Source organism: Streptomyces sp. NPDC022910, from assembly GCF_055561075.1.
Map to the genome: position 1 here is coordinate 19,995 of NZ_JBVHHL010000018.1, position 21,373 is coordinate 41,367.

Sequence of the window (21,373 nt, forward strand, 5' to 3'; positions counted from 1 at the left end):
GGTGCATATCGGACTCCGGCTCCTTACGAAACACGGACGTCAGCGGCCGGCGGAGGTCCCGGGGCGCCACGGACGGGAGCGCGGTGCGAGGCTGGAGCCATGCAGCAGCCGTACGAGTCCAAGGGGTCGGCGCCCACCGAGCACCGGCCCGCCGAAGTCGCCCGCGTCCTGGTCGTCGAAGACGATCCCACCGTCGCCGAGGTCGTCTTCGGCTATCTGGACCGAGCGGGCTATGTCGTGGACCGTGCGGAGGACGGACCGGCGGCGCTGACGCGGGCCGCCGTGCACTGGCCGGACCTGGTGGTGCTGGACCTGATGCTGCCCGGCATGGACGGCCTGGAGGTGTGCCGCAGGATGCGCGACCAGGGCCCGGTGCCGGTCATCATGCTCACCGCGCGCGGCGACGAGGACGACCGCATCCTGGGCCTGGAGGTGGGGGCCGACGACTACGTGACCAAGCCCTTCAGCCCCCGCGAGCTGGTTCTGCGGGTGGAGTCGGTGCTGCGCCGTACGCGTCCGGGCGCCGGAACGCATCCCCTGGGCGCGGCAGGTCTCACCGTGGATCCGGTCGCCCGGCGCGCCACCAGGAACGGCACCGAACTCGCACTCACCCTGCGCGAGTTCGACCTGCTCGCGTTCTTCCTGCGGCACCCAGGACGGGCGTTCAGCCGAGAGGATCTCATGCATGAGGTGTGGGGTTGGGACTTCGGGGACCTGTCGACGGTGACCGTCCACGTCCGCCGGCTGCGCGGGAAGGTCGAGGACGATCCCGCCAGGCCCCGCCTGATCCAGACCGTGTGGGGCGTGGGCTACCGGTTCGACCCCGCCGGGCAGGAAGGGAGCTGACGGTGCACGACACCCTTCTGATGGCCCTGTACGCCTTCCTCGGCGCCGCCGCCAGCGGCGTGGCCGGGGCCGGTGTACTGCGTCTGATCCGGCGGCGCTCGCTCACCGCGTCGCTCGCGGTGGTGGCCGCGGTCGCGGTGCTCGCCATGCTCGCGGGCACCCTGGCCGTGGCGGAGGCGATGTTCCTGTCCGGGCACGACCTGAGCGTCGTGACGACGGTCGTCGCGATGGCGGCGGTGGTCTCCCTGGCCACCGCGCTGTTGTTGGGCCGGTGGGTCGTCGCCCGGAGCCGTGAACTCCAACTGGCCGCCCGCTCGTTCGGAGAGGGTGGCGACTTCGCCGCTCCCACGGGCCCGGCGACCGCCGAACTCTCCGCCCTGAGCCAGGAGTTGGCCGCCACCAGCGCGAAACTCGCGGAGTCCCGCGAGCGGGAGCGCGCCCTGGAGTCCTCCCGGCGCGAGCTGGTCGCCTGGATCTCGCACGACCTGCGCACCCCGCTCGCCGGCCTGCGGGCCATGTCGGAGGCGCTGGAGGACGGGGTGGCCGCGGACCCGGACCGCTACCTCAAACAGATCCGGACCGAGGTCGAGCGGCTCAACGACATGGTCGGCGACCTGTTCGAACTCTCCCGTATCCACGCCGGCACCCTCGCCCTCACGCCCGCCCGCATATCGCTGTACGACCTGGTCGGCGACGCCCTCGCGGGAGCCGACCCGCTCGCCCGCGAACTGGGGGTACGGCTGGTCGGTGACCATGTCGAGCCCGTGCCGATCGAGGTGGACGGCAAGGAGATGAGCCGCGTGCTGGGCAACCTCCTGGTCAACGCGATCCGGCGGACGCCCGCCGACGGGACGGTCGCGGTGGCCGCCGAGCGCTCGCCGGACGGTGTGGTGCTGTCCGTGACGGACGGATGCGGCGGCATTCCGGACGAGGACCTGCCACGCGTCTTCGACACCGGCTGGCGCGGTACGCACGCCCGTACGCCTCCCGGCGGGGCGGGCCTCGGCCTGGCCATCGTCCGGGGCATCGTCGAGGCCCACCAAGGGCATGCCGCCGTCCGCAACATCCCCGGAGGCTGCCGCTTCGAGGTGACGCTGCCCGCTGCCGAGGGCTGAAGTGCCCTGCCCGTCAGTGGGGCGGCGGTGCCTCCCCGCGGAGTTCCGCCCGTGCGAACTCCCGCATGCCTTCCTCGAAGCCGACCTCGGGCTTCCAGCCCAGCTCGGTGCGCAGTCGTGAGGAGTCCGCCGTGATGTGGCGTACGTCGCCCAGGCGGTATTCGCCGGTGACGACGGGCTCCGGGCCGCCGTGGGCGGTGGACAGCGCCCGTGCCATCTCACCGACGGTGTGCGGTTGGCCGCTGCCGGTGTTGTACGCGGTGAGCACGCCCGCGGGGACGTCCGCCTCCAGCGCCGCCACGTTGGCCGCGGCCACGTCCCGCACGTGCACGAAGTCGCGCCGCTGGCGGCCGTCCTCGAAGACGCGCGGCGCCTCACCGCGGGCGAGCGCGGAGCGGAAGAAGGAGGCGACGCCCGCGTAGGGAGTGTCGCGGGGCATCCGGGGGCCGTACACGTTGTGGTAGCGCAGCGACACGGCCGAACCATCCGTCGACCGGGCCCATGCGGCCGCCAGATGCTCCTGGGCCAGTTTGGTGGCCGCGTACACATTCCGCGGATCGGCCGGGGTGTCCTCGCCGACAAGCCCGGGGGACAGCTGCGCGCCGCACTCAGGGCAGGCCGGTTCGAAGCGTCCGGCCGCGAGGTCGGCGACGGCCCGCGGACACGGCCGGACCACGCGGTGCCGCGGGCACTCGTAGCGTCCCTCCCCGTAGATGACCATCGATCCGGCAAGGACGAGACGCCGTACGGCGACGTCCGCCATCGCCGTCAGCAGGACCGCGGTGCCCAGGTCGTTGCGGGAGACGTACTCGGCCGCGTCGGCGATTCCGTTGCCGAGGCCGACCATGGCCGCCTGGTGGCACACGGCGTCGACACCGGCCAGGGCGCGGGTGACCGCCTCCGCGCTGCGCACATCGGCGCCCGTGCCCTCCCGCACGTCGAACACCACGGGCTCGTGGCCGCGCGCCCGCAGCGCCTCGACGACATGGGACCCGATGAAGCCGGCACCGCCGGTGACCAGTACACGCATACGGCCACGCTAGGCCCGTTGCGGCGCCGGAACGCACGGCCCGACCGCCATGTCACCACTCCGTAAGACGGGCCGGTGGAGTCCCGGTCGCCGTTCCGACCTGGAAGGAGGCGCCGGTTCGTCCGGTGAGGTGAAGAGCCGGCCGTGGGCTGGCCGGGATCTTGGTTCGCGACGCCGCCGTTCCGAGGTCAGCCTCCTGCTCCGGCTGCTGATCATCGTGTCCAAGCTCGTCGTGAAGGACTGACAGACGGCCTCACCGCTCATGGGTGAGCCGGTACCGGCCCGTGAGCGGGACTCTGATCCGCACCGATCGCGCGAGGAGGAGGCGTGGGTGTCCTGCTTTTCCTGCTGTCCCTGTTGTCCGCGACTGCTCGACGAGGTGATCGCTTCCTCGGCCCGGTACCCGAGGTGGTTACCGGAGGGAAGCCGGTCTCCCGCACGACGCGACCCGCGGTGGGTGACCGGGGGCGGCGTGATCCGACCGCGGCGGTCAGCTCCAGCACCCAGGCTCACCCATCCCGGGTGAGGCTGCCCGGTCCCCGGCGTGCGCACGCTGAGGACGGCACTGGCTACCGGGGGGAGCGAAAGCCCGGAACGGAGGAGTGAAATGGTCGCGCAGACGTACCTTGCGTACGACTACCCACTGCTGAGCGCCTTCTGGACGATGCTGTGGTTCTTCCTGTTGGTCATGTGGTTCGTGCTGCTGTTCCGGGTCGTCGTCGACGTCTTCCGCGACGACTCCCTCAGCGGTTGGACCAAGACCGGCTGGCTGGTGTTCGTGATCGTGCTGCCTTTCCTGGGCGTCTTCGTGTACGTCGTCGCCCGCGGCAAGGACATGAGCCGGCGCGAGCTGGCACGGGCGCGTTCGCAGCAGGAGGCCTTCTCGTCCTACATCCGTGAGACGGCGGCCGGCCAGAGCCGCCCCAGTCCCACCGACGAGCTTGCCAAGCTGTCCGAGATGCGCACCCGCGGTGACATCACGGACGAGGAGTTCCGCAGGGCGAAGGACCTGGTCCTGTCCGACCACGGCGCATCAAGGCCGCCGGCATCGCCCTCGACACCGGCGACGGACCGCCCGACCTCCGCCCACCCCACTTCGCGTCGCTGAAGGGCCCGGGCAGGCGGGAGACCGCAGTGTCCTTGGCCCGGACAAGAGCGCAGCCGTGAATCCCTGTTAGCACGCCGTCCGCTCGGGCACCCGACGGTACGGCGGCCCGTCGTGGGAGCCGCCGTACCGAAGTGGAGGTGCTCGACATGGGACACGGAGGAAACGTCATCAAGGAGCTGATGACCGATCACCGGGAGGTGGAGGAGCTTTTCGGCCGGATCGACGCGCTGCCGCCCGGTGACAAGGACCGCAAGGTCTACGCCGATCAGGTCACCATGGAACTCGTGCGCCACTCGGTGGCCGAAGAGGCCTATCTCTACCCGGCCGTGCGTGACCATCTGGCCGACGGGGACGCGCTCGCGGACAGGGAGATCGAGGACCACGCGAGGGCCGAGCGGATCATGAAGGACCTGGAGAGCCACGAGGCCGACGATCCCGAATTCGACCGGCTCATCGGCATGCTCATGGGCGAGATCCGCTCGCACGTGGCCGACGAGGAGGAGAACCTGTTCCCCAGGCTGAGGGAAGCGGCTTCCCCCGAAGCGCTCGACGACCTGGGCGACAAGGTCCGGCGGGCCAAGAAGACGGCGCCGACCCGTCCCCACCCCTCCGCCCCGGACAAGCCGCCGGCCGACAAGCTGCTCGCGCCCGGAGCCGGACTCGTCGACCGGGTACGCGACGCACTCACGGGCCGGGGACGGAAGGACTGACGCCCGAGCAGGTCCGGTAGCGGTCGAGCGCCTGTCTGAGCTCCTCCAGCTCGGGCTCCGGCAGAGCGCCGCCCTGCGCGAACTTCAGGATGTGCTCGGCGACGACGCGCAGTTTGGTGTTCGTACGCTGGGAGACGTCGCGGAGCACCCGCCAGGCCTCCTCCGGCGCGATCTGCCCCAGGACCACCACGGCACCCATGGCCTGGTCGATGGTGGCGTGCGAGGTCACCGCCTGGCGGAGCTGCGCGTTCTCCTCATGGAGCTGCTCGTTCTCCCTCGCCAGTTCGGTCGTGGACAGCAGGTGCAGAGGGTGCTGCTTGGATATCGCAAAGAACGCCATGGTGTGCCCCTGGATGAGCGGGTGGCCGCAGTTACAGCTTCCCTCACTCCGGCGCCGGGGACGACCCGGGCCGGGATCGGCTAGGCGCTGCGCGGCCTGCGGGTCGTCTTCTTCGCCGTGGTCTTCTTCGCCGTCTCCTTCGCTGTCTTCTTCGCGGCGGTCTCCTTGGCGGGTGCTGCCTTCTTCGTCGTCTTCCGGGCGGTCTTCTTCTTCGGGAGCTCGTGCACCTCGGCCTCCGCGCCCTCGCCACGGGACGCCTTCGCCTGGGCCACGGAGGCCTGGAGAGCGGCCATGAGGTCCAGCACCTTGCCGGGCTCGGCCTCCGGCTCCGGCGCCTCGGGCGGTGCGTGGCCCTCGCGTTTGGCCTCGATCACCTGCTCCAGTGCCTCCGTGTAGTGATCGACGAACTCGGGACCTTCGAGGTCGTCTCGGGTCATGCGGTCGATCAGGTGCTCAGCCTCGGTGATCTCGTCGTCGGAGAGCCGGATCTGGGGCGGCGCCAGTTCGCCCGGGTCCCGGATCTCGTCCGGCCAGCGCATCGCGTGCAGCACGAGCGCCTCGTCCCGCACCCGCAGCAGACCCAGTCTCTCCCTGCCGTGCCAGGCGAACTTCGCCACCGCGGCCTTCGACGTCCTCGCCAGCGCCTTGCGCAGCAGCGCGTAGGGCTTCGCGGCGACCGTGCCGGAGGCCTGGAGGTAGTAGCCCTCACCGACGCGGAGGGGGTCGATCGAGTCGGCCGGCACGAACGCGGCGATCTCGATGGCCCTCGCCGTGGGCAGGGGCAGATCCCGCAGCTCCTCGTCGAGGACCGGGACGATCCGGTCCTTGGAGATCTCGTACCCCTTGCCGATCTCCTCCTGCGGGACCTCGCGGTCCTCGACCTCGCAGTACTTCCGCACGCGGACGCGCCCCATGTCCTTGAGGTGGTACTGGTGGAAGCGGACGCTGTGGTCCTCGGTCGCGGGCACGACGTTGATCGGAATCGTGACCAGGCCGAAGCTGATCGCTCCTGACCAGATGCTCCGGGGCATCGCAGACCTCCGTGATGTGCCCCGAGGCCACCAGCCTACGAAGCGCTTCCACGCACGGCATGGCGAAGGCGTCCGCTCGGAACGAGAGAGCCGTCGACCACCGGCGCCGGAGGTGCAGGACTCCGGTGCGGCCCCATCGGACCGTGAGCGCTCGGTGAACCGCGGGAGAACTCTTGGTGATCGTCCCCGGCGCAGTGCCGTCGGGGCCCGTACCGCTGCCTAGCATGAGGTGAGCGCGCCCTCCTCGGGGCGCGTCGGTACGTTCGTACGTCGTCCGGGGAGGCGCGGAGGAATGCCGGTGCCCAGCCTCATCTCACGGCGGGCCCGAGTCTGGGCCGTAGGCGGGCTCCTGCTCACCCTGGTCCTGGTGGCGGCCCTGCTGGTCACCACGCTCGGTGGAGCCCGACGCGCGCGGGCCGCCGCCGACGGGCTGCCGCACACCACCGTCGAGGTGTCGCCGAGCGGCTGCGGCCGCGGCTGGAACAGTCCCGTTCCCGGCCTGCAGGTGTTCGACCTGCACAACACCTCCAGCGGCCCGGCGGAGGTGTATCTCGAGGACCCCCGCAGCCGCGCCGTGTACGGCGAGCTGGAGGGCCTCGCCCCCGGCACCACCCGGCCCTTGACGGTCCGCCTCGGCAAGGGCGCGTACGCCTTCACCTGCCTGCCCGACGACGCCGATGCGGTCACCGGTCCCACGGTCCGCGTCACCACGGGGACCGCCGGGCCCGCAGCGGCCCCGGTCACCGAGCACGACCTGATCCCCCTCGCGATCGACTACCAGAAATGGGTCGCCGGCGGTCTGGACGAGGTCGTACGGCTGACCGGGCGGTTGGAGGGCGCCATCGACCGCGGGGACCTCGCCGGGGCCCGCGCGGCCTGGCTCCCGGCGCACCTCGGGTACGAGCGGCTGGGCGCGGCGTACGACGCCTTCGGCGACGCGGACGGGCGGATCAACGGAACGGACGCCGGACTGCCCGGCGGCGTCCACGACCCGTCCTTCACCGGCTTCCACCGAGTCGAGTACGGGCTGTGGCACGGGCAGTCCGCCGGTGCGCTGCGCGCCCCGGCCGCCGCGCTTGTCGAGGCCGTCCGCGACCTGCGCGCCGACTGGGCCCAGGCCCGCATGGACCCGGCACAGCTGGGGCTGCGGGCGCACGAGATTCTGGAGAACACGGTGCAGTTCGAGCTGACCGGCAGGACCGACTACGGCAGCGGCAGCAACCTCGCCACCGCCCGCGCCAACCTCGACGGCACCCGCGCCGTGCTGTCCCGGCTGCGCCCCTTGCTCACCACACGCTACGCGGACCTGCCCGCCCTCGACCGGGAGCTCGACCGCGCGCAGCGCACCCTGGACGGCTTCCACCGCGGCGGCAGCTGGACCCCCCTCGAGCGCCTGGAGCGCGCGGAGCGCGAACAGGTCGACGCGGTCCTCGGTGATCTGGTCGAGCGGCTGTCATCGGTGGCGACGCTGTGCGATCCGCGGAGGACGGTGTGAGTACTTCTCCGGGGATGAGCGGGGTGGGGCGACGGGGCTTCCTGCGGGGGGCGGCTCTGGCCGGGGCCGGGCTTGCCGCCGGTGGTGCGGCGGCGCCGCCCACCTCCGACGCCTCGGGCATGCCGCCCGTCGCGCCGTTCCACGGCGCCCACCAGCAGTCGGTGCTCGCCGCCCCACGCAGGGCCACCGTCTTCACCGCCCTCGACGTGACCGCCGGCAGCCGCGGGGAGCTCGCCGATCTCCTGCGTACCCTCACCGCCCGCGCCCGCTTCCTGACCTCGGGCGGAACGCCCCCACCCGTCGGTATCACCGGTCCGCCCGCCGACTCCGGCATCCTGGGTGACCGGCTGCCCTCCGGCGCGCTGGCGGTGACCGTCGGCGTCGGCGCCTCCCTCTTCGACGACCGGTTCGGGCTGGCCGACCGGCGCCCCCGCAGGCTGACGACCATGCCCGCCTTCCCGGACGACGACCTGAGGTCCGAGTGGTGCCACGGCGACCTCAGCCTCCAACTGCACGCCGACGACTCCGACACCCTGCTGCACGCCCTGCGGGACATCGCCCGGCACACCCGCGGCGGCATGCAGGTCCGCTGGCGCCTCGACGGGTTCACCAGCCCGCCCCGCCCCTCCGGCACGCCGCGCAACCTGATGGGTTTCAAGGACGGCACGGCCAACCCCGACGCCACCGACGCCCGCGAGATGAACCGCCTGGTGTGGGTGGGCGAGGGCAGGGGCGAGCCGGACTGGGCGGTGGGCGGCAGCTACCAGGTCGTACGGCTGATCCGCATGCTCGTGGAGTTCTGGGACCGGGTCTCCCTCTCCGAACAGCAACGGATGTTCGGCCGGGCCCGGGAGTCGGGCGCTCCCCTCGACGGGAACACGGAGCACGACACCCCCCACTACCCGGACGACCCCAAGGGCGACGTCATCCCGCTGGACAGTCACATACGCCTCGCCAACCCCCGTACGGCGGCCACGGCCGACCAGCGGATCCTGCGCCGCGCCTACAACTACGACGCGGGCATGGACAGCAACGGCAACCTCGACATGGGGCTGCTGTTCTCCTGCTACCAGCAGGACCTCGCCCGCCAGTTCGAGGCCGTGCAGCATCGCCTCGCGGGCGAGCCCCTCACCGACTACATCAAGCCATTCGGGGGCGGCTACTTCTTCGCGCTGCCCGGCGTCCGGGACACCGTGGACTGGTACGGACGCACCCTCCTGGGCTGAACCTGTCCGGACAACTTCCCGGCTTGATTGGTCAATACACGGTCAAGATTGTCCCCTGCTTCCCTGACCCGCTGTTCATTCGCGCGCCATCGCCGCTCCAGCGCCGTGCCGCCCGACCGGTGGAGCATCCCTGACCGTACGCTGCTAAGACGTTCGTGTCCGGAAGGTGAACCACCATGGCCAGCAGGGGAAGACGAGCAACGATGAGGAGCCTCGGTGCGCTCCTGGGCGCAGCCGCGCTCACGGCCCTGGGTGCGAACGCGCCCGCGTGGGCCGCCGCACCGGACGGGAGCACCGAGCCCTCGACGGCCACGCCCATCAAGCACGTGGTCGTGCTCTTCGACGAGAACGTCTCGTTCGACCACTACTTCGCGACCTACCCGAAGGCCGCGAACACCGACGGCACGAAGTTCACGGCGTCCAAGAGCACCCCGAAGGACGTCGACAACCTGCGCACCGCCGGACTGCTGACGAAGAACCCCAACCAGTACGCGCCCAAGCGGCTCACCCCGTCCCAGGCGATGACCTGCGACCAGAACCACGCCTACGGGCCCGAGCAGTACGCGTACAACGGCGGAAAGAACGACCAGTTCGTCCAGAACACGGACTCGGGCAAGTGCTCCGGCACCCTGTTCGGCGAGCCGGGCCTGGGCATGGACTACTACGACGGCAACACCGTCACCGCGCTGTGGAACTACGCCCAGCACTACTCCCTGGGTGACCGTTCCTACAGCTCCGTCTACGGCCCGTCCACGCCCGGAGCGCTCAACCTGGTCTCCGGTCAGACGCACGGCGTCGTCTCCATGGACCCCGCGTCCGGTACCGAGAACCCCAAGCAGACCACGACGCCGGACGCGTACACCGTCCAGTCGCCCGACGCCAAGGGTGTCGGCACGGTCATCAACGACCCCGACCCGGCCTACGACGACTGCGCCGGCAAGGACCACACCAGCAAGAACGCGCTCGCCGCGATGCAGGGCCGCAACATCGGTGACATCCTCAACTCCAAGAATGTCTCCTGGGGTTGGTTCCAGGGCGGCTTCCGGCCCTCCACGGCGTGGGACGGCAAGCAGGGCGACTACGCCAAGTGCGACAGCACGCACACCAACGTCGGCGGTGCCGCGGTCGTCGACTACAGCCCGCACCACTCGCCGTTCGAGTACTACAAGTCGACGTCCAACCCGCACCACCTGCCGCCCAAGAACGTCGACGAGATCGGCCACAACGGTCAGGCCAACCACAACTACGACCTGACCGACTTGGACGCGGCCCTCAAGGCGGGCAAGCTGCCGGCCGTCAGCTTCGTCAAGGCAGCGGAGTACCAGGACGGCCACGCCGCCTACTCCGACCCGATCGACGAGCAGCACTTCCTGGTCCAGCAGATCAACGCGATCCAGAACTCGCCGCAGTGGAAGTCGACGGCGGTCGTCATCGCGTACGACGACTCCGACGGCTGGTACGACCACGCCTATGCCAAGCCGCGCAACGGCTCCAACGACACCTCGGTCGGCTCCAACGGCAAGGCCACCGACAGCCCGGCCTGCCAGGCCGGTCCGGCGGCGTCGGGCGGTTACGCGGACCGCTGCGGCCCCGGCACCCGTCAGCCGCTGCTGGTGGTCTCCCCGTACAGCAAGGTCAACAAGGTCGACCACACGCTGACCGACCAGGCCTCGATCACCCGCTTCATCGAGGACAACTGGAACACGGGCGGGATCGGTGACTCCTCCTTCGACGCCACGGCCGGCTCCCTCGCGGGCATGTTCGACTTCCGGCACCCCAACAACAAGCAGGTGCTGCTGAACGAGGACGGCTCGGTGAAGTCGGTCGGCCCGATCCAGCACGTGGCGCCGGTCGCCACCAGCATCACTCCGGGTCCGGCGATGCAGAACACGGCGGCCACCACGGACGTGTCGTCGTTCCCCGCCGTACCGGTGGGCATCGCGGCGGGCGCACTCGTCGCGGCCGGCGCGACGGGGACGTACCTCACCCTGCGCCGCAGGGGACGCGCGAGCGCCTGACACGGCGGGCAGGGCGGGCGGTGACTCCGGGGCGCCGGGGCCACCGCCCGCTTCCCTGGGTCCTCATGGCATCCTCGCGACGCGGGGCTCCCTTGACCGCCCCGGACGAGGCCACCTAGCCTCCGCTGGACACGTTTGGACAGGTGGGCGGGACGATGACGGACACCTCCGAGAGCAGATCCGCGGGCCGGCAGCTCCACGTGGAGACGCACGGGCTCGACGTGATCGGTGACACCGAACGCAAGGGCACCCCGCGGGCGCTGTTCTGGCCCTGGTTCGGGGCGAACGTCTCCGTCCTCGGACTGAGTTACGGTGCCTTCGCCCTCGGTTTCGGGATCTCCTTCTGGCAGGCGCTGGTCTCCGGAGTGACCGGGATCGTCTTCTCCTTCCTGCTGTGCGGTTTCATCGCGGTCGCGGGCAAGCGCGGCTCCGCGCCGACCATGGTGCTCAGCCGCGCCGCGTACGGCGTGCGCGGCAACAGGCTGCCGTCGGTGATCTCCTGGATGCTCACCGTCGGCTGGGAGACCGTCCTCACCGCGCTCGCCACCATGGCCACCGCGACGGTCTTCGGACGGCTCGGCTGGGGCGGCGGCACGGGCACCAAGGTGGCTGCACTGGTCCTGGTCGGAGCACTGACCGTCGTCGGCGGTGTCATGGGCTTCGACCTGATCATGCGCCTGCAGACCATGATCACCGTGGTCACGGGCGTCCTCACCGTCGTCTACGTCGCGCTCGTCGCCGGCCACATCCACTGGCACACGGTCAGTGCCCTTCCGGCGGGCTCCGCCCAGCAGTTCATCGGCGCGCTGGTCTTCATGATGACCGGCTTCGGCCTCGGCTGGGTCAACGCCGCCGCGGACTACTCCCGTTATCTGCCGCGCCGTTCGTCCGGCCGGGGAGTGATCGGCTGGACCACGTTCGGCGCGTCGGTGGCGCCCCTGCTCCTGCTCGTCTTCGGACTGCTGCTGGCGGGCTCCTCCACCACCCTCAGCAAGGCCGTCGCGGCCGATCCGATCGGCGCGCTGACCACGATCCTGCCCACCTGGTTCCTGGTCCCGTTCGCCGTGGTCGCGGTCCTCGGACTGGTCGGCGGCGCCGTGCTGGACATCTACTCCTCCGGCCTTGCCCTGCTGTCCGCGGGCCTGCGGGTGCCGCGCCATCTGGCCGCACTCGCCGACGGCGTCCTGATGATCGCGGGCTCGGTCTACATCGTCTTCCTCGCCGACGACTTCCTCGGCCAGTTCATGGGCTTCCTGACCACGCTCGGCGTGCCCATCGCGGCCTGGTGCGGCATCATGCTCGCCGACCTGGCACTGCGCCGCCGCGACTACGACGAGGACGACCTCTACCGCCCGGAGGGCCGCTACGGCGACGTGCCGCTCACGCCCCTGCTGCTCACCCTCGCCGCCACGGCGGTCGGCTGGGGCCTGGTCACGAACACCACCGCGAGCTGGCTGGACTGGCAGGGCTATCTCCTCGGCCCGCTCGGGCTCGGTGGCACCTCGGGCGCCTGGGCCTACGCCAACCTCGGCGTCCTGGCCGCCCTCGCCCTCGGCTTCCTCGGCACCCTGGCGCTGGGGCGCGGGCGCGTCCACGGGCAGGAGGAGCAGGTCCCGAGCCCGGCGGCGACCCAGGAGGCACCAACAGCATGACCACCAGCGACCTGCTCGCCGTCATCGACATGCAACGGGTCTTCGCCGAGCCCGGCAGTCCCTGGGCCGCCCCGCGCTTCGAGGAGGCGGCGGCCGGGGTACGACGGCTGCTGCCGGCCTTCGGGGACCGCGTCACCTTCACCCGGTTCCTGGCACCGGAGAAACCCGTCGGCGCCTGGCGGGCGTACTACGCGCAGTGGCCCTTCGCGCTGCAACCGCCGGAGGCCCCGCTGTGGCGGCTGACCGGGGAATTCGCCGGCCGGGCCCGGCACGTGCTGGATGCGGCCACATTCGGCAAGTGGACACCCGAGCTGGCCGAGCGCCTCGGAGCCGAGGGCCGGCTGGTGCTGGCGGGCGTGAGCACCGACTGCTGCGTGCTGTCCACGGCCCTCGCCGCCGCGGACGCCGGCGCCGAGGTCCTCGTGGTCGCCGACGCCTGCGCGGGCGCCGACGACGAGGCGCACGACAGGGCGCTGCGTGTGATGGACCTGTACCGTCCGCTGATCCGCGTCGTCACCGCCGACGAACTGCTGAGCAAGCCCCGGGCATGAGCGGCTTCCGCCTCGACGACCAGGGGATCCGACAGCCCGCTCTCCGATTCCGGCCCCGGCAAAAGGCATGGCCCGACGCCGGGTGGGTACGCGAGTGGGGCCCGCCCGGAGCCGACGGTTCCGGGCCGTGCCCGCCCGCCACAACCTGGGGATCTGCCATGAACACGCCCGAAAAGAACCACCGCCCGACCGCAGCTCAGGCAGCACTCGACACCCTCGCGGTGGACTCCGCGGACTCGGAGGCGCTGGACACGCTGGCCGGAAGCGACGTGCTCGTCCCCGTGCCGGACGAAGTGAGCGAGGAGGATGCCGTCGACCCCTACGCCGTGGCCCTGCCCGTTCTGGAACAGCCGGACGGCGAGCAGACGGTGCCCGTGTTCACCTCCGAGACCGAGATGGCCGACCTGTTGCCGTTCATCTCCCGCTACCGGCTGGTGCCGCTCGGTGCGCTCGCCTCCCAATGGCCCACCGGCGACCTCACGCTCACCATAGACGCGGCCTCGCCCCATGGCTTGACGCTCAACTCCGACGGCGTGCGCACGCTGCTGGCGCGGCCGTAGGGCCGAACCGCCGGTAGAACCTCCGAAGCGGACACAGAGCCGTCTCAAAAGTTCCTTGCCAGGGTTGACGGTCCCGCGTGGGCCGAACGCCTGACCGTCGCCGTCCAGGAGGTGCGGCGGCCCGCGAGGCCGCCGCCGAGGGCACCCCCGTAGGCGGGCTGCCGCTCACCTGGCACGCCCTTCCCGACTGGCAGCCGCCGCCCGCGCCCGCGTCCCTCCCGCCGGCCGCCATGGAGGGCCCTGCACCATCCGCGGCAGCGCCATCGCCCACCGTCGCTGCGCACGGCGTACCGGCCTTCGACGCCCTAGGGAAACTGCTGCGCCTGGTCGGGTCGGGGGCCGGTTCACAATGGCCGCATGAAATGGATCTCCGGCGCGGCCGGCGTGCTGCTCCTCGGGGCCGTCCTCGCGAGTGTCCTGCGCATCCTGGTGGTACCCCGCGGTCTCTACTCCGCGCTGGTCTACCGATGGTGGTGGACCCTGCGCCGCCTGCTGCGGCTGGCCGCCTTCCGCGGTGGCTACCAGGCCATCGACCGCACGCACACCTGGCTCGGCTCGCTGATCCTGATGGGCATGCTCGCGACCTGGCTCGGCGGAGCTTTCCTCGGCTACGGACTGCTGCTGCACGCCCTGTCCTCGCTGAGCTGGGCCAACTCCTTCCGCGAGGCCGGCTCCAGCCTGTTCACGCTCGGCTTCGCCAGCGGTCAGCGGCTGCACCTGTCCGCGGTCGACTTCCTTGCGGCGGCCACCGGGCCCGTGGTCATCGCCCTGCAGATCGCCTACCTTCCGACCCTGTACGCCGCATACAACCGCCGTGAACTGGAGGTGACCCTCCTCCAGTCCCGGGCCGGTGAACCCGCCTGGGGACCGGAGATCCTGGCCCGTCAGTGGCTCGTCGACACCGAGTCCGCGCTGTCCGAGCTCTACCGTGCCTGGGAGCGGCTCGCCGCGGACATCGGTGAGAGCCACTCCACCTACCCGGTACTGATCGCCTTCCGCTCACCGGGCCCGTACCGCAACTGGCTGGTCGGGCTGCTCGCCGTCATGGACGCGGCGGCCATGCAACTCGCGCTCGCGCCCCACAACGCCCCTCCGGAGGCCCGCCTGGTGATCCGGGCCGGCTTCACCGCACTGCGCGACATCTCCCACTCGCTGCGCTTCGTCTTCGACTCGGACCCGGCACCGGACACGCCCATCGTCCTCACCTTCGGGGAGTTCGAGGCGGCCGTGGCGATGGTGGAGGCGGCGGGTTTCCCGACCCAGCGGACGGCACGGGACGCCTGGCCGCACTTCCGCGGCTGGCGGGTCAACTACGAGGCGATCGCCCACGAACTGTGCCGCCGCGCCGACGCCGTACCCGCGCTGTGGAGCGGCGCACGCGACTTTCCCTCGGCCCCGATCCCGCCCCGGCGCCCGAAGGACCGGCGGCCCGGCGAAGATCGGCCGGAACTGCCCCCTGCGGAGGGGTAGCCGGGACGGGTCCGGCGGGAAGATCCCACGGGAGAGGCCCGACTGGGAAGGGGATGCTCGTGAGGGTCGTCCTGCTGGGTACGGCCGCCTGCGGCGGCTTTCCGCAGTGGAACTGCGCGTGCGCGCTGTGCGGCGCCGCCCGCGACGGCAAACTGCCCACCCGTACCCAGGAGTGCGTCGCCGTCACCGGCAACTTGCGTGACTGGTGGCTGCTCAACGCCTCACCGGGCATCCGCACGCAGCTGACGGCCGCCGCCCCGCTCCGGCCCGGCCCGGGCCCGCGCGACACCCCGGTCAGAGGCGTTCTGCTGACGGACGCGGAGGCCGACCACATCACGGGCCTGACGGTGCTGCGCGGCGCGGCCGATCTGAGCGTGTACGCCGCGCCGCCAGTCCTGGCCGTGCTGGCCCCGCTGCGTGCGGCCCTCGACCGCTACGCCGCGTGGGCATGGGCGGACGCCCTGACCGACGGGGGCTTCGTCCTTGCCGGCGGTCTGGTCGTCACGGCGCACCCGGTGGGTGCCAAGGCGCCCAAGTACGCGGCCGGAGCCGCCCCTGACGTCCACTGGGTGATCGCCTACCGGGTCGAGGACCTGGCCACCGGCGGAGTCCTCGTCTACGCGCCGTGCGTGGGCGCCTGGTCACCGGTCCTGGACGAGTTGTTGGCGGCGGCGGACTGCGCACTGCTGGACGGCACGTTCTACGCCGCGGACGAGATGGGCATGGCGGTACGGGGCGAAGCCGGACACGCCGCGATGGGGCACCTGCCCGTCGCGGGCGCGCACGGCAGTCTGGCGGCCCTCGGCCGCCATCCGCGACCGCGCCGGATCTACACCCACCTCAACAACACGAACCCGCTGCTCGACCCGGCCTCGGCCGCCCGGCGCCGGGTGACCGAGGCGGGAGCCGAAGTCCTCGCGGACGGGGCCGAGTTCACCCTCTGACCGTCACGGCGTGGGCGTCCGCGCGGCCAGCATGCGGGCCAGGACCTCGCGTTGCAGAGGCAGCACCTCCGCGTGCAGTTCACGGCCCTTCCCGGTCAGGGCGACCCACACCCCGCGCCGGTCCTCCTCGCACACGGAGCGCAGCACCAGGCCGTCCTTCTCCAGCCGTCCGATCAGCCGGGACAGAGCGCTCTGACTCAGATGGACGCGCCCGGCGATGTTCTGCACCCGGCACTGGTCGCCGCGTTCGGGGGCCTCGGTGGCGAGGATGTCGAGCACCTCGAAGTCGCTGGCGCCGAGCCCGTACGGGTGCAGCGCACGGTCGATCTCGCACATGGTGCGGGCGTGCACCGACAGGATGTCCCGCCACTGCTCCTCGAGCCGGGCACCAGCCGTTTTCGCTGCCATACCCGCACGGTAACAGAAACGGGCCGCTTTGTTTACTGCGCAACTAGTGCGTCTGCAAGCAACCCGGTCGGCTGCGCGGGCGGCGCGGTGGTGCCCGACGGCCCGCCTAGGCGACCGGGTCCTGGACGAGCCCCACCAGGTTCCCGTCCGCGTCCTTCACGGAGGCGATCAGCTTGCCGCCGCCGACGTCCTGGACGTCCTGCAACAGCTCGGCTCCGGCGTCCAGCAGGGTGGAGAGGCGGCTCTTGATGTCGGACACGCGCCAGTAGGGCACCGGACCGGTCATCCCCTTGGCGTGGCCGTTCGGGTCGAGGCCGAATTCCTGCCCCGCTGCCCTGAACCCGACGTAGTACGGCTCGTCCGCGTACGGCTCCACCTCCAGGAGGGCGCTGAACAGGGCTTTCGCCCGGGCGAGGTCCTTGACGGGGTAGACGATCGTCTCGAGGCCGGCGGTCATGGTGTACTCCTCCGCGGTACGTGGTCCGACGCGGTTCGTCGGTGGTTTCACGCTAGGGCGGGGGACCACGCGATGGCTTCTCCAAAACTGACCGGTCCCGTGCCGAGGCCGTGGGTGCCCCGCGGCGGACCGTCCGCAGGAAGTACGCACACCGCTGACGTCCTCGTGGCCGCAGCCGACGGGGCACCCGATCAGGTCCAAAGGCGCGGCCCCGAGCGGCCCGCGCGCGACCGCGCGGGCCGTCGGCAGTACACGCCGGACGCCCCCACGTGACGGCGGCGGCCGTGGCCGAGAAGCTCGCCGTGCCCCGGCCCGTCGCCGACACCGATCTGTGCTTCCTCGCCGCCCTCGGCCTGCTGCGCACCAGGAGGATCCGGCGGCGCACCTACTACCGCCGCGACGAGGTCCGCATCGCCGAAGTTGCGCGCATGTTCGAGAAGGGGTGGTAGACGAGGGCAAGAGGGGTATGCACCGGCGCAGGCGAGCCGTCTTGGACGGCGAAGGAAAGGCAGGCGCAGATGGACCGGCATACGACTCTCGTCCCGCGTCGCTACGTCGCGATCGGGGGCAGGGGCCCGGAGGACGTGGTCGCCGACGCGCACGGCCGGGTCCTGACCGGTGTGGAGGACGGCCGCATCCTGCGCGTCGACGGACTCGCCGACCCGGCCCGCACCCGAGTGGAGGTGCTCGCCGAGACCGGCGGGAGGCCTCTCGGCCTCGAACTTCTCCCCGACGGTGACCTGTTGGTGTGCGACGCGCGCCACGGACTGCTGCGGATCGCGCTCCACGACGGCACCGTACGCGTCCTCGCCGACTCGGCGGCGGGGGAGCCGCTGCGGTTCTGCAGCAATGTCGTCGCCCTCTCGGACGGCACGGTCTGCTTCACCGTGTCCAGCCGCCGATACCCCCTGGAGCAGTGGATCGGCGACGTGGCCGAACACACCGGAACGGGACGGCTGCTGCGGCTCGCTCCCGGCGCCGAGCACCCGGAGGTGCTCCTGGAGGGACTGCAGTTCGCCAACGGTCTCGCCGCGGACAAGGACGAGTCCTTCCTCGTCGTCGCCGAGACCGGCGCCCGCCGCCTGACCCGCTACTGGCTGGCCGGACCGCGGGCGGGCCGGAGCGAGCCGTTCGTCGAGGACCTCCCTGGCATGCCGGACAACCTGTGGCGCGGCGGAGCCGACGGGCTCATCTGGGTGGCCCTGGCCAGTCCCCGCGTTCCCGCCCTCGACCTGTTGCACCGCGCCGCCCCGGCCGTGCGCCGCGCTGCCGCCCGCGTCGCGGTGCGCGCTCCGTACCGACCCGCGGCCATGGCCGGCGTCCTCGCCGTGGACGACGCGGGCAGCATCCGCCACCACATCCTCCGCCGCCGTTCGGGCTTCCGGATGGTCACCAGCGTCTGTGTCGCCGACGGCCGGCTGGTCCTGGGGAGCCTCTGGGAACGGGGCGTCGCCGTGTGCGAGCTGCCGCCGTCCGCCGAGTGACCCGGGTGCGCGGGCGCGCCGGTCGGGGTTAACCTTTTCCCCGGCCGCGATCATGCCTCGCGGCGCGGCGGTGGGGCCCGCCGTACCCGAACCGCGGCAGTGTCGCCGCCAACGGTCCCTACTTGCGATCGAGCGTGCCCGTCCGGCAGGGCCCCGGCGAGTAGGAGAAGCACGTCCATGAGAGTCCCGCACCCCAAGAGCGTCGACCGGAGCGATGCCGCCGCGGTCGAGACCACCCCGCGGCCGTCGCCCTGGCGGGGTCAGGGACCCGTGGTGGCGGTCGTCGCCCTCGGCGGCGCTGTCGGCGCCACCGCCCGGTACGGCGCCTCGCTGCTGTGGCCCGCGCAGACCGGCGGTTTTCCCTGGACCACCTTCTGGGTCAACCTCGTCGGCTGCGCCGTGATCGGCGTCTTCATGGTCGTGATCACGGACGTGTGGGCGGCCCACCGGCTGGTGCGGCCCTTCTTCGGCACCGGTGTGCTCGGCGGATTCACCACCTTCTCGACGTACGCCGTCGACATTCAGAAACTGGCCGACGCGGGGCACCCCCGCACCGCGCTCGCCTACCTGTTCGCGACCCCGCTCGGGGCTCTCGCGGCGGTATGGCTCGCGATGACGGCGGCCCGTCGTGCCCTGGCGTGGCGGCAACGATGCACGAGTCCACGGACCGGCGCCCCGCGGAGGCGGCGATGACACGACTGACCGGTAGGGCCCTGCGGCTGACCGTCTTCATCGGTGAGCACGACCGCTGGCAGCACAAGCCCCTGTACGCCGAGATCGTGCACCGGGCGCACGCCGCGGGTCTCGCCGGGGCGAGCGTCTTCCGCGGCATCGAGGGTTTCGGGGCCTCCTCGCTCATCCACACCTCGCGACTGCTCTCGCTCAGCGAGGACCTGCCGGTGGCCGTCATCGTCGTGGACACGGAGGAGCGGGTCCACGCCTTCCTGCCGCAGCTCGACGAACTCGTCGCCGAGGGCCTCGTGATCCTCGACGACTGCGAGGTCATCCGGTATGCCGGGCGGGATGAGACGCCGCGCACGCCGGACGGGAAAGGTGAGAACTCGTTGTGAATTGGCTGCTGGTGATCGTCGGCGCCATGGTCGGCGCGCCCCTGCGGTATCTCACCGACCGTGCGGTGCAGTTCAAACACGACACGGTCTTCCCCTGGGGCACCCTCGTGGTCAATGTCACGGGCTCCCTGATTCTGGGGCTCCTGACCGGCGCGGCCTCCGCCGGTCACGCCTCACCCGACGTGCAACTCCTGATCGGCACGGGTCTGTGCGGGGCGCTGACCACGTACTCGACGTTCTCCTACGAGACCTTGAGGCTGACCGAGGACGGGGCGGGGTTCTACGCTGCCGCCAATGTCGTCGTGAGCGTGGCGGCGGGTCTGGGTGCGGCTTTCGCCGGGGTTTCGGTCGCCCAGGCTGTGTGACCCTGGTCGGCGGGCGTCACCCGCGCGTAGTAAAACCTTCTTGCAGCACTACCGTCTACAGCACTGTCGACCAACTCTTCAGAACTGGATCCCATGAGCGTCATCAACGTCGGTCAGGCCGTCGTCCTCGGAGTCGTCGAGGGGGTGACCGAATTCCTCCCCGTGTCCTCGACCGGCCATCTCAAGATCACTGAGGGCCTGATGGGGATCCCCGTCGACGACCAGGCTGTCGTCGGCTTCTCGGCCGTCATCCAGGTGGGCGCGATCGCGGCTGTGCTCCTGTACTTCTTCAAGGACATCGTGCGGATCGTCTCGGCCTGGTCCCGGGGTCTGTTCAACAAGGAGGAGCGGATCCACCACGACTACAAGTTCGCCTGGTGGGTGATCGCCGCGACCATCCCGATCGTTCTCGTCGGCCTTGCCGCCAAGAAACTCATCGAGGGTCCGCTCGCGTCGCTCTGGGTGGTGGCGGCCTCGCTGATCGTCGGCAGCGGTGTGATGTGGTGCGCGGACCAGATGGGCCGGCACAAGCGCGGGGAGGACGACACCTCGTTCAAGGACGCGATGCTGGTCGGCAGCTCGCAGATCCTCGCGCTGCTCTTCCCCGGCTTCTCCCGTTCCGGCGCCACGATGTCGACCGCGCTCATCCTCGACCTCGACCGTGTCGCCGCCACCCGGCTCTCCTTCTTCCTCGGCATCCCGGCCCTCACCGGCGCCGGCATCTACGAGCTGAAGGACGCCCTGGGCGCCGGCGTGGGCGCGGCGCCGCTGGCCGCCGGCACGATCGTGTCCTTCGTGGTCGCGTACGCCTCGATCGCCTGGCTGCTGAAGTTCGTGGCCAAGCACTCCTTCAACGCCTTCGTGATCTACCGGATCATCGTCGGCGTGGCGCTCCTGGGCCTGCTGGGGACCGGAGTGCTCAGCAGCTGAGCTCGCAGCTCCACCACGGGGCGTGAAGCCGGTACTCAGGCTTCACGCCCCGTGAAGGTTTCCCTAACGGCTGGCCGCTGGAGGACTACCTGGACCCGGCGCACCCGCTCCAGCGGGCCATCGCCGACACCGTCGAGGACCTCACCGGTCAGGCGATCGCCCGGGTGACCGTCGACGGATGCGGCGCGCCCCTGTTCTCCGCCTCGCTGCACGGGCTCGCGCGCGCCGCGGCCCGGATCACCACCGCACCGGTCGGCACCCCTCGGGCGCGGGTGGCGGCGGCGATGCGCGAGCACGCCGAGATGGCCTCCGGCTCCGGGCGGGACGTGGCGGCGCTGATGCGCGCCGTGCCCGGGCTGCTCGCCAAGGACGGCTTCGAGGGTGTCCAGGTGGCCGCCCTGCCGGACGGCCGGAGCGTCGCCGTGAAGATCGCGGACGGGGCGAACCGGGCACGGATCCCGGTCGCAGCGGCGGCTCTCGCCCGCGCCGGGGTCGACCCGGCCGCGCTCGCGGAGTTCGCGGGTGAGCCGCTGCTCGGCGGTGGCGAGCGCGGCCCGAGGTGA

The 21,373-nt window shown here is 71.4% G+C and carries 22 protein-coding genes and 2 pseudogenes; 19 read left to right on the plus strand and 5 right to left on the minus strand.

Translation table 11 applies throughout. The features are described 5' to 3' along the window. Positions 1–99: 99 nt before the first annotated feature. Both ACZ3TS_RS18900 and ACZ3TS_RS18905 read left to right on the plus strand, forming a co-directional pair. Entirely contained in the window at positions 100–846 is a 747-nt protein-coding gene (locus ACZ3TS_RS18900; RefSeq protein ID WP_467619172.1) for a response regulator transcription factor, read from the plus strand. A 2-nt stretch (positions 847–848) separates the two neighbouring features. After that, positions 849–1,961 (plus strand): sensor histidine kinase, encoded by a 1,113-nt coding sequence (locus tag ACZ3TS_RS18905; RefSeq protein WP_467619175.1) that lies wholly within the window; start codon positions 849–851, stop codon positions 1,959–1,961. Positions 1,962–1,974: 13 nt separating this feature from the next. Here the strand turns inward: ACZ3TS_RS18905 and ACZ3TS_RS18910 are convergent, their stop codons facing one another. Then, positions 1,975–2,991, minus strand: coding sequence for an NAD-dependent epimerase/dehydratase family protein (locus ACZ3TS_RS18910; protein WP_467619177.1), 1,017 nt, complete (start codon positions 2,989–2,991; stop codon positions 1,975–1,977). A 607-nt stretch (positions 2,992–3,598) separates the two neighbouring features. Between ACZ3TS_RS18910 and ACZ3TS_RS18915 the strand changes: the two genes are divergently transcribed. Continuing rightward, a complete protein-coding gene (locus ACZ3TS_RS18915; protein WP_467619179.1) occupies positions 3,599–4,099 on the plus strand; it encodes an SHOCT domain-containing protein in 501 nt (166 codons plus the stop codon). A 146-nt stretch (positions 4,100–4,245) separates the two neighbouring features. Next, a complete protein-coding gene (locus ACZ3TS_RS18920; protein WP_467619181.1) occupies positions 4,246–4,809 on the plus strand; it encodes a hemerythrin domain-containing protein in 564 nt (187 codons plus the stop codon). On the opposite strand, the gene ACZ3TS_RS18925 is transcribed toward ACZ3TS_RS18920, so the two are convergent. Together ACZ3TS_RS18925 and ku are read right to left on the minus strand one after the other, a co-directional pair. Then, positions 4,784–5,149 (minus strand): ANTAR domain-containing protein, encoded by a 366-nt coding sequence (locus ACZ3TS_RS18925; protein ID WP_467619183.1) that lies wholly within the window; start codon positions 5,147–5,149, stop codon positions 4,784–4,786. The two genes, ACZ3TS_RS18920 and ACZ3TS_RS18925, sit on opposite strands and share 26 nt — an antisense overlap. A gap of 80 nt (positions 5,150–5,229) precedes the next feature. Continuing rightward, complete coding sequence (gene ku / locus ACZ3TS_RS18930; RefSeq protein ID WP_467619186.1) at positions 5,230–6,180, minus strand: non-homologous end joining protein Ku; 951 nt, start codon at positions 6,178–6,180, stop codon at positions 5,230–5,232. A 292-nt stretch (positions 6,181–6,472) separates the two neighbouring features. On the opposite strand from ku, the gene ACZ3TS_RS18935 reads away from it, so the two are divergent. From ACZ3TS_RS18935 to pqqB, 8 genes are all read left to right on the plus strand, one after another. Then, on the plus strand, positions 6,473–7,675 hold the full coding sequence (locus ACZ3TS_RS18935; RefSeq protein ID WP_467619187.1) for an EfeM/EfeO family lipoprotein: 1,203 nt from the start codon (positions 6,473–6,475) through the stop codon (positions 7,673–7,675). Positions 7,676–7,689: 14 nt separating this feature from the next. Then, positions 7,690–8,901 (plus strand): iron uptake transporter deferrochelatase/peroxidase subunit, encoded by a 1,212-nt coding sequence (gene efeB, locus ACZ3TS_RS18940; protein WP_467619391.1) that lies wholly within the window; start codon positions 7,690–7,692, stop codon positions 8,899–8,901. Between the two features lie 203 nt (positions 8,902–9,104). Next, a complete protein-coding gene (locus tag ACZ3TS_RS18945; RefSeq protein ID WP_467619189.1) occupies positions 9,105–10,919 on the plus strand; it encodes a phospholipase C in 1,815 nt (604 codons plus the stop codon). Between the two features lie 155 nt (positions 10,920–11,074). Then, on the plus strand, positions 11,075–12,571 hold the full coding sequence (locus tag ACZ3TS_RS18950; RefSeq protein ID WP_467619191.1) for a purine-cytosine permease family protein: 1,497 nt from the start codon (positions 11,075–11,077) through the stop codon (positions 12,569–12,571). Then, positions 12,568–13,122, plus strand: a complete 555-nt coding sequence (locus ACZ3TS_RS18955; RefSeq protein WP_467619192.1) for a cysteine hydrolase family protein — start codon at positions 12,568–12,570, stop codon at positions 13,120–13,122. The genes ACZ3TS_RS18950 and ACZ3TS_RS18955 overlap by 4 nt, the downstream gene beginning before the upstream one ends. Positions 13,123–13,280: 158 nt before the next feature. Further along, entirely contained in the window at positions 13,281–13,682 is a 402-nt protein-coding gene (locus tag ACZ3TS_RS18960; RefSeq protein ID WP_467619193.1) for an SseB family protein, read from the plus strand. A gap of 357 nt (positions 13,683–14,039) precedes the next feature. After that, positions 14,040–15,152: a hypothetical protein gene (locus ACZ3TS_RS18965; RefSeq protein ID WP_467619194.1), complete on the plus strand. Its 1,113-nt coding sequence runs from the start codon at positions 14,040–14,042 to the stop codon at positions 15,150–15,152. A gap of 53 nt (positions 15,153–15,205) precedes the next feature. After that, on the plus strand, positions 15,206–16,096 hold the full coding sequence (gene pqqB / locus ACZ3TS_RS18970) for a pyrroloquinoline quinone biosynthesis protein PqqB (RefSeq protein WP_467619196.1): 891 nt from the start codon (positions 15,206–15,208) through the stop codon (positions 16,094–16,096). Between the two features lie 3 nt (positions 16,097–16,099). Here the strand turns inward: pqqB and ACZ3TS_RS18975 are convergent, their stop codons facing one another. Together ACZ3TS_RS18975 and ACZ3TS_RS18980 are read right to left on the minus strand one after the other, a co-directional pair. Next, positions 16,100–16,504 carry a MarR family transcriptional regulator gene (locus tag ACZ3TS_RS18975; protein WP_467619199.1) on the minus strand — a complete coding sequence of 135 codons (405 nt, stop codon included), beginning with the start codon at positions 16,502–16,504 and terminating at the stop codon, positions 16,100–16,102. A 106-nt stretch (positions 16,505–16,610) separates the two neighbouring features. Continuing rightward, entirely contained in the window at positions 16,611–16,961 is a 351-nt protein-coding gene (locus tag ACZ3TS_RS18980; protein WP_467619200.1) for a VOC family protein, read from the minus strand. Between the two features lie 269 nt (positions 16,962–17,230). Here ACZ3TS_RS18980 and ACZ3TS_RS18985 point away from each other — a divergent pair. From ACZ3TS_RS18985 to ACZ3TS_RS19015, 7 genes and pseudogenes are all read left to right on the plus strand, one after another. Further along, positions 17,231–17,410, plus strand: a pseudogene (locus ACZ3TS_RS18985) (ArsR family transcriptional regulator); the annotation flags it as partial. Positions 17,411–17,479: 69 nt separating this feature from the next. Further along, complete coding sequence (locus ACZ3TS_RS18990) at positions 17,480–18,445, plus strand: SMP-30/gluconolactonase/LRE family protein (RefSeq protein WP_467619202.1); 966 nt, start codon at positions 17,480–17,482, stop codon at positions 18,443–18,445. Positions 18,446–18,622: 177 nt separating this feature from the next. Then, entirely contained in the window at positions 18,623–19,138 is a 516-nt protein-coding gene (gene crcB, locus ACZ3TS_RS18995) for a fluoride efflux transporter CrcB (protein ID WP_467619204.1), read from the plus strand. After that, positions 19,135–19,515, plus strand: coding sequence for a DUF190 domain-containing protein (locus tag ACZ3TS_RS19000; protein ID WP_467619207.1), 381 nt, complete (start codon positions 19,135–19,137; stop codon positions 19,513–19,515). Before crcB (ACZ3TS_RS18995) ends, ACZ3TS_RS19000 begins: the two co-directional genes overlap by 4 nt. After that, positions 19,512–19,880, plus strand: a complete 369-nt coding sequence (crcB, locus tag ACZ3TS_RS19005; protein WP_467619209.1) for a fluoride efflux transporter CrcB — start codon at positions 19,512–19,514, stop codon at positions 19,878–19,880. The genes ACZ3TS_RS19000 and crcB (ACZ3TS_RS19005) overlap by 4 nt, the downstream gene beginning before the upstream one ends. A gap of 93 nt (positions 19,881–19,973) precedes the next feature. After that, positions 19,974–20,810, plus strand: coding sequence for an undecaprenyl-diphosphate phosphatase (locus tag ACZ3TS_RS19010; protein WP_467619210.1), 837 nt, complete (start codon positions 19,974–19,976; stop codon positions 20,808–20,810). 65 nt (positions 20,811–20,875) lie between these two features. Next, positions 20,876–21,373: pseudogene (locus ACZ3TS_RS19015) on the plus strand (asparaginase); the annotation flags it as partial.